At 70.1% G+C, this 7,771-nt stretch carries 6 protein-coding genes; all 6 read left to right on the top strand.

Annotated features, from left to right (window positions below; genetic code table 11):
• The first annotated feature begins 819 nt into the window (after nt 1–819).
• The 6 genes from ABZS54_RS19585 (at nt 820) to ABZS54_RS19560 (ending at nt 7,726) form a co-directional block, all read left to right on the top strand.
• Nucleotides 820–2,439, top strand: coding sequence for an ABC transporter substrate-binding protein (locus ABZS54_RS19585; protein WP_355537189.1), 1,620 nt, complete (start codon nt 820–822; stop codon nt 2,437–2,439).
• Nucleotides 2,439–3,398 carry an ABC transporter permease gene (locus ABZS54_RS19580; RefSeq protein ID WP_355537186.1) on the top strand — a complete coding sequence of 320 codons (960 nt, stop codon included), beginning with the start codon at nt 2,439–2,441 and terminating at the stop codon, nt 3,396–3,398. The genes ABZS54_RS19585 and ABZS54_RS19580 overlap by 1 nt, the downstream gene beginning before the upstream one ends.
• Complete coding sequence (locus tag ABZS54_RS19575; RefSeq protein WP_355537183.1) at nt 3,395–4,294, top strand: ABC transporter permease; 900 nt, start codon at nt 3,395–3,397, stop codon at nt 4,292–4,294. The genes ABZS54_RS19580 and ABZS54_RS19575 overlap by 4 nt, the downstream gene beginning before the upstream one ends.
• A complete protein-coding gene (locus ABZS54_RS19570; RefSeq protein WP_355537180.1) occupies nt 4,291–5,340 on the top strand; it encodes an ABC transporter ATP-binding protein in 1,050 nt (349 codons plus the stop codon). Before ABZS54_RS19575 ends, ABZS54_RS19570 begins: the two co-directional genes overlap by 4 nt.
• The gene (locus tag ABZS54_RS19565) at nt 5,337–6,176 is read left to right on the top strand and encodes an ATP-binding cassette domain-containing protein (RefSeq protein WP_355537177.1); all 840 of its coding nucleotides are present in this window, start codon (nt 5,337–5,339) and stop codon (nt 6,174–6,176) included. The genes ABZS54_RS19570 and ABZS54_RS19565 overlap by 4 nt, the downstream gene beginning before the upstream one ends.
• Nucleotides 6,177–6,277: 101 nt before the next feature.
• Nucleotides 6,278–7,726: an amidase family protein gene (locus ABZS54_RS19560; RefSeq protein ID WP_355537174.1), complete on the top strand. Its 1,449-nt coding sequence runs from the start codon at nt 6,278–6,280 to the stop codon at nt 7,724–7,726.
• Nucleotides 7,727–7,771 lie beyond the last annotated feature (45 nt).

Here is a 7,771-nt window from a genome sequence, read left to right as displayed (position 1 = left end):
GCGCCACCCCCTATTACAACCCGGTTTCACCCACACTTTTCCCCCACCCCCCGCTCTCCCGATCTCGCGCGTGGTTAACCCTGGGGGGGGGCGTATCCGCACGCATCCGCCCCGCACCGCGGAGTCGACGGAACGCGACCCCCGAGCGGCATCCGGCCGATGGAGCACTCACGGAACGAAGGCGTCCCGACATGGATGACCCGGCGTCGGGCTGCGGGCGTCGGCCCCGCCGTCACGGATACGGACGACGGCATCGCGGATCGATGAGCCACGCACCGAACAGTTCCGACACAGCCCGCAGTTCCCAGGACGAACCGAAGCCGCTCATGCCGACAGGGTAATCAATCAGACACGCAGAGTGCGTACATTCCGAGGGCTCGGGCCCGGTCCGCCAACGCCCGCTCCAGCGGCGCAAGGAGCCCATCCGGCACACCGCCCTCCCTCCGACGTCGCGGCCGACGCCACGCCCGGCGACGCACTCGACCCGCCGCAGCCCACCCCCACCAACCTCACAGTTCGCACAACTCCCAACCCCGACTCCCAGGGCCCGGCGCCCGGCGCCTCACACGCCGTCCCACCAGCCGCTCCCCGCCACCCGCCACCCCCCGTCCCGGTCTCGTGACGGGTCGTCAAAAAGCGCTGCCACACCTTCCCGTGACGTGTTGGAAACCTCTGCGCCATGCGTGAGATACCTGCCCGCAAACCCTTGCGCGGGAACGTTCCCGCGTCAATACTCACCGGCACCTGTCCTGACGCGTGCCACGCCGCATCCGTCTCCGTGCCTTCGCCGTCCCTCCGAAAGAGGTGGGTTACTTGCGCATGCCCAAAACCGCCGCCCTCGCCGCCGTCGTGGCCCTGACCGCCGTCGGGTGTTCGGGCGGAGGCAGCGACAACTCGTCGGCCTCGGACCCCGGCTACCGGATCACCAAGGACAGTCCCGCCGCGAAGGGGCCGCTCGACAAGGTGAAGTGGTCGCTGTACGCCGAACCGCAGACGCTGGACTACGCGTACGGCTTCGACTACCCGATCAACACGGTGCTCGCGAACGTGTGCGACCAACTCCTGCGCATCAACCCGGACCTGACGATCACCCCCGGGCTGGCCGCCAAGTACACCAACCCGGATCCGCTGACCTGGGTCTACACCCTGCGTGAGGGCGTCAAGTTCCACGACGGCACCCCCATGACCGCCAAGGACGTGGTGGCGAGCCTCAAGCGCCAGATGGATCCCGAGGTCGGCGCCGTCTACAGCACCGCCTTCAAGGACGTCGAGTCCATCACCGACTCCGGCCCGCTGGAAGTCACCATCAAGCTCACCCGCCCCAACGTGCTGCTCAACCAGCAGCTGGGCGCGTCGGCGGGCACCATCGAGAGCGCCGCCTTCCTCGCCAAGGCCGGCAAGGACTACGGCAACCCCCAGGGCGGCGTGAACTGCACCGGTCCCTTCTCCGTCAAGGAGTGGAAGCCCGGCACGTCCATCACGCTCAAGCGCAACGACGCCTACTGGGACAGCAAGCTCATGCCCAAGACGAGCGAGGTCGAGTTCGTCTTCATCCAGGATCCCGCCGCCCGCGCCAACGCGCTGCTGACCGGCGAGGTCGACGGCGGCTACCTGCTGCCCACCAACTCGTACGACAAGCTCAAGTCCGGCGACGGCAAGCTGTACTTCGGTGACATCACCGGCAGTTACTCGGCTGCCGTCACCAGCCTCAAGGGCGCCCTCGGCGACGTGCGCGTGCGACGCGCGCTGTCCATGGCGATCGACCGCGAGGGCATCATCCGGGCGGGACTGAACGGCTACGGCACCGTCTCCAAGGCACCCGTGCCCGTCTCCGGCTGGGCCACCATCCCGGCGGAGCAGGCCCAGAGCATGTACAACGCGCTGCCCGCCGTCACCACCGACGTGGCCGCCGCCAAGAAGCTCATCGCGGAAGCCGGCGCCACCGGCAAGAAGGTCGTCGTCGCGACCAGCAACCTGGCCCCGGAGATCAGCGTCGCCACCAACGCCATCCAGGCCGCCGGCAAGGCGATCGGCCTCGACGTCGAGCTCAAGACCATCGCACCGGACGCCTACACCGCGCTGTTCACCGACCCGTCCTCCCGCGCAGGCATCGACCTGCTGGTCACCAGCGGCTACGACGTCACGCCCGATCCGCTGGAGTTCTACCAGACCCTGCAGACCGGGGAGTTCGCCAACTACGGCAACTGGTCCGACCCCGAGTACGACGCGATCACGCAGCAGGCACTGGGTACCACGGACCCGGCCGCTCGCGCCCAACTGACCATCAAGCTCCAGGAGATCGCGCTGCGCGAGCTGCCCGGCATCCCGCTGTGGGACTCGCCGCTGTCGCTCTACCAGGGCAAGCGCGTCACCGGCGCCACCCCGAACATCACCCAGCTGTCCTTCCCCTGGGCCGCGACCCTGGGTGCCGCGAACTGATGAACCGTACTCTGCTCCGCTTCCTCCTGGGCCGCCTCGTGGGCCTGGTGCTCGTGCTGCTGGCGACCTCGTTCGTGGTCTTCAGCGCCGTGCACCTGGCCCCGGGCGACCCGGTGTCCTTCCTGATGCGCGGCCGCCCGGTCACCCCACAGGCCCGCGCCGCGCTGACCGCCCAGTACCACCTGGACGAGCCGTTCGCCAAGCAGTACCTGCTGTGGCTCGGCGACGTGCTCGGCGGAGACTTCGGCCGCTCGGTGCAATTCCGCCAGGACGTCGGCGAGTTGATCTCCCAGAAGCTGCCGACCACGGTCTTCCTGGTCGTGTACGCGATGGTGCTGGTCACGGTCGTCGGGCTGATCCTGGGCATCGTCTCCGCGCTGCGGCCCGGCCTGGTCGACAAGCTCGTGCTGGCCTGGACCGGCACCTCGATCGCCATCCCGTCCTACATCGCCGCGACCGTGCTCACCTCGGTCTTCGCCGTCAAATTGGGCTGGTTCCCGCTCTACGGAGCGGGTGAGGGCTTCACCGATCAGTTGTGGCACCTGACGCTGCCGGCCATCGCTCTGGCGCTGACTTTCGCGGGCCTGCTGGCCCGGGTCACCCGCTCCGCGATGCTCGACGAACTCTCCCGCGAGCACGTCGAGGTGGCCCGCTCCCGCGGCGTGCCCGAGAGCCAGGTCATCCGCAAACACGTGCTGCGCAACGCCCTCGGCCCGATCGTCACCGTCGTCGGCACCATGGTCGCGAGCATGCTGGTGGCCACCTCGATCGTGGAGACCGCGTTCAGCGTCAAGGGAGTCGGCTCCCTGCTCATCAACTCGGTCACGGTCAAGGACTTCCCCGTGGTCCAGGCGCTGACCCTGCTGGTGGTCGCGGCGTTCCTGATCGCGAACCTGATCGTCGACCTGCTCCAACCGCTGATCGACCCGCGCGTCGCGCTGGGAGGTGACCCGAAGTGAGTGCCTCCGCCCCCGCGTCGGTCAAGGACGCGACCGCACAGACGCCGCCCCTCCGGCGCGGCGCACCGGCTCGGATCCGCAAACTCGCCGCACAGGGACCGCTGTTCACCGCGGCCGTGTTGGTCCTGGTTCTGCTCGTGCTGCTCGCGGTGTGCGCACCGCTGCTCGCACCCTACGAACCCGACGCCATCGACCTGAAGAACTCGCTGGCCGGCACCGGCCCCGAACACTGGCTGGGCACCGACCAGTCGGGCCGTGACATCCTCAGCCGACTGCTGTACGGAGCCCGCACCGGGCTGCTGGGGCCACTCGCCGTGGTCGGCGTGTCCACCGTGCTCGGCATCGCCATGGGCGTCATGGCCGCATGGCGCGGCGGCTGGGTCGACTCCCTGCTGTCCCGCTCGATGGACCTGCTGTTCGCATTCCCCGCAATGCTGCTGGCGATCCTGTGCGTCGCGGTGTTCGGGGCGGGACTGACCGCACCCGTCATCGCCATGATGATCGCCTACACGCCCTACGTCGGGCGCCTGGTGCGCTCCATCGCCCGCCAGGAACAGACCCGGCCCTACATCGAGTCCTACCGGGTCCAGGGCTGGTCCGGCTGGTCGATCTGCACGCGGCACCTGATCCCCAACATCACCCCGACCGTACTGGCCCAGTCCGCGATCAACTTCGGCTACGCCCTGATGGAACTCGCCGGCCTGTCCTACCTCGGCTTCGGCGTCCAGGCACCCACCGCCGACTGGGGCGTCATGGTCAGCGAAGGCCAGAACCCGCTCCTCAAGGACGTCATGCTGCCCGCCCTCGCCCCCGCGACCGCCATCGTCATCGCGGTCGTCGCATTCGGAATCGTCGGCGAGGGCCTCGCCGACCGTGTCTCCAAGCGGGAGAGGTGACCGCCGTGTTCGACAAGACGACGGCCGGCGACACAGCCACCCGGCCCGCCACATCCGGCACCGAGGCCGATGGGCACGACGTGCCGCTGCTCGACATGGTCGGCCTGACGCTGCGCCTGCCGGATCACGCCGCCGCGCGGCCGATCCTGAACGGGGTCGACCTGCGGGTCGAACGCGGCGAGACCGTGGGTCTGGTCGGCGAGTCCGGCTCGGGCAAATCGGTGGCCTGCCGCACCGTCCTGGGCCTGCTGCCCAAGGGAGCACGCGCCGAGGGCACCGTCCGCGTCGAGGGCACCGACGTACTCGCCATGGGCGCGGCCGGCCTGCGCGAAGTGCGCAGGAACAAGGTGGCGATGGTGTTCCAGGACCCGCGCGCGTCGGTCAACCCGATGCGCCGGGTCGGGGACTTCCTCACCGAGGGACTGCGGGTGCGCGGCATGCCCAAGGACCAAGCGCTGGCCCGAGCACAGGAATTGCTGACCGAGGTCGGCATCCGCGACCCGCAGGGCGCGTTGCGCCGCTTTCCGCACCAGTTCTCCGGCGGCATGCTCCAGCGCGTGGTGATCGCCGCCGCCCTGTCCGGCGACCCCGCACTGCTGCTCGCCGACGAGCCCACCACCGCACTCGACGTCACCACACAGGCGGAAGTCGTCGGCATCCTGCGACGCCTGCAACACCGGCACGGCACCGGCATGCTGTTCGTGACCCACGACCTGGAACTCGCGGCGGCGATCTGCGACCGCATCTACGTCATGTACGCGGGACGCATCGTCGAATCCCAGCCCGTCGCCGACCTGTTCGCCCGACCCAGGCACCCCTACACGGCCGCGCTGCTGGCCTCGACACCGCGCCTGGAGGCGGACGCCGCGGCGCCGCAACCGATTCCGGGACGGCCCGTATCACTCGCGGAGGCGCCCCCCGGCTGCGCCTTCGCGGCCCGTTGCGCGTTCGCGATCGAGCGGTGCCGAACCGAGGCCCCCGCACTGGTCCACGACGGCCCGGCGGCCGTGGCGTGCCTGCGCGCGGACGAAGGGATCCTGCAGTGAGCACGTCCACCGAACCGGCCCCGGCCGCCCTGGAAGTCCGCGGCCTGTGCCGCACGTTCGGCGACCACAAAGCGGTCGACGACGTCGGCTTCACGCTGCCGCCGGGCGGCTCGCTGGGCATCGTCGGCGAATCCGGATCGGGTAAGACCACCACCGCCCGCATGCTCGTCGGCCTGGAGACCCCGGACGCCGGCAGCATCACGGTGGACGGCAAAGAACGCGCCCACCGACCACGCACCCGCGCGGAACGCCTGGCCCGGGCGCGGGAGATCCAGATGGTCTTCCAAGACCCCTACCTCTCCCTCGACCCGCGCATCACCGTGCACGACAGCATCGACGAGGTCCTGCGCCTGCACGCACCCGAGACCGACCGGCCCGGGCGCGCCGCGCGCTTGGCCGAACTGCTCGACCAGGTGGGTCTGGGCACCCGCGAGGCCGGCGCCCTGCCGCGCCGACTCTCCGGTGGCCAGCGCCAACGCGTGGCCATCGCACGCGCGTTGGCGGCCTCGCCCCGGGTGCTGATCCTGGACGAGGCGGTCGCCGCACTCGACGTGTCCATCCAGGCGCAGATCCTGGACCTGCTGGCCCGCATCCGTCGCGAGGGGGGCATCGGCTACCTCTTTGTCAGCCACGACCTGGCGGTCGTGCGGCACATCACCGACGACATCGTCGTGCTGCGCAACGGCCGGATCGTCGAGTCGGGCCGCACCGCCGACGTGCTGTCCGCGCCGCAACACCCCTACACCCGACTGTTGATCGACTCGGTGCCGAGCGCGGGCTGGGACCCCGAGCGCATCGCCGAAAGCAGAAGGGCACTCGCCGCACCGGATGCGTGACAGGCAGCGGAGCCGGCAGTTCCCACGGACCTGCCGGGCCCGCCCGATCGACCCGGGCCGCCGCCCCATCGCGAACCATTCAATCCTGCTTGGGAGTCACCGTGTCCGCCGAGACATCCACCAACCTCGCCTACCTCACGGCGACCGAGGCACTCGCCGCCTTCCGCACCCGTGAACTGTCGCCCGTCGAACTGCTCACCGCCGTCCTGGACCGGGCAACCGCCGCCGAACCCGTTGTCAACGCGGTCGTGGAATCGCTCCACGACCAGGCGTTCGCGGCGGCCCGCGAGGCCGAACAGCGCTACCTCGGCAAAGGCCGCGGCGACATCCGGCCACTGGAGGGCCTCCCGGTCGCGGCCAAGGAGGAGCACCCCATCGAGGGACATCCGCTCCAGCAGGGATCGCTGTTGCTCGTGGACGAGATCGCCACGGAAACGCACCCGGTGCTCCAGCGAATCGCCGACGCGGGCGGCATCATTCACATCCGCACCAGCACACCGGAGTTCTGCGCCGCCGGGTTCACCCGGTCGAAGCTGTGGGGCGTGACCCGCAACCCGTGGAACCCCGAGTACTCGTGCGGGGGTTCGTCCGGCGGCTCGGGTGCCGCGCTGGCCGCCGGATACGCGCCACTGGCCACCGGATCCGACATCGGCGGCTCGATCCGCATCCCCGCCTCGTTCAACGGCGTCGTGGGATTCAAGCCGCCGTTCGGCCGGGTCCCGGCAATGCCGCCGTACAGCCTCGACCAGTACTGCCACGACGGCCCGATGGCACGCACGGTCGCCGACTGCGCGCTCCTGGAGAACGTCATCGCGGGGCCGTGGAAGGGCGACGTCGTCTCGCTGCGCCCGAAGCTGGTACTGCCGGAACAGTACGCCGGCGCCCGCGGCGCGGAGGGCCTGCGCATCGCGCTCAGCGTCACGCTCGGCGACCACTCGATCGACCCCGAGGTGGCGGCCAACACACGGGCCGCCGCCGAGGCTCTGCGCGCCGCGGGAGCAGTGGTCGAGGAGGTCGAGCTCGGCTGGACCCGGGAAACGGTCAACCGGGCCCTGATGGCCCATTTCGCCGCGATCATGGGAGCCGAGGCGGGCGAGGCGATCAATGCCGCGCCGGACCTGGTCAACCCGTACCTGCGGGCCTTCCACGAGAAGGCGGCGGCCACCCGGACCTCGTTCGCCGAGGGACTCGCCCTGGAAGGCGCCATCTACGCCGAACTGGGCGAACTGCTGGACCGGTTCGACGCGTTGATCTGCCCCACCACGGCGATCCCCGCCTTCGTCGCCGACGACGACTACACCGAGACCAAGGTCGTCGTGGACGGCAAGGAACTGGACTTCTATCTGGACGCCGCCCTCACCCCGCCGTTCAACATCTGCAGCCGAGTACCGGTCCTGGCGGTACCGTCGGGCTTCGCCTCCAACGGCGTGCCGACCGGTGTGCAGATCGTCGGCAAGACCTACGACGACGAGATGGTCTTCCGCATCGGCGCAGCCCTCGAAGCGGTCCGCCCCTGGTCCTACACACCGGACCGCCGCCCGTCCTGCTGAACGGCCGCCCGGCGGGTCTCGCCCCGGAACTCCGGGGCGAGACCC

It is taken from the genome of Embleya sp. NPDC005575, from assembly GCF_040605455.1.
Taxonomy (GTDB): Bacteria; Actinomycetota; Actinomycetes; order Streptomycetales; family Streptomycetaceae; genus Embleya.
Note: the sequence above shows the minus strand (reverse complement) of the source record. Positions and strands in the feature narration are given on the sequence as shown.

Coding starts and splice junctions, on each gene's coding strand:
- ABZS54_RS19585 (WP_355537189.1), top strand. CDS start 820: ATGCCCAAAACCGCCGCCCTCGCCGCCGTCGTGGCCCTGACCGCCGTC.
- ABZS54_RS19580 (WP_355537186.1), top strand. CDS start 2,439: ATGAACCGTACTCTGCTCCGCTTCCTCCTGGGCCGCCTCGTGGGCCTG.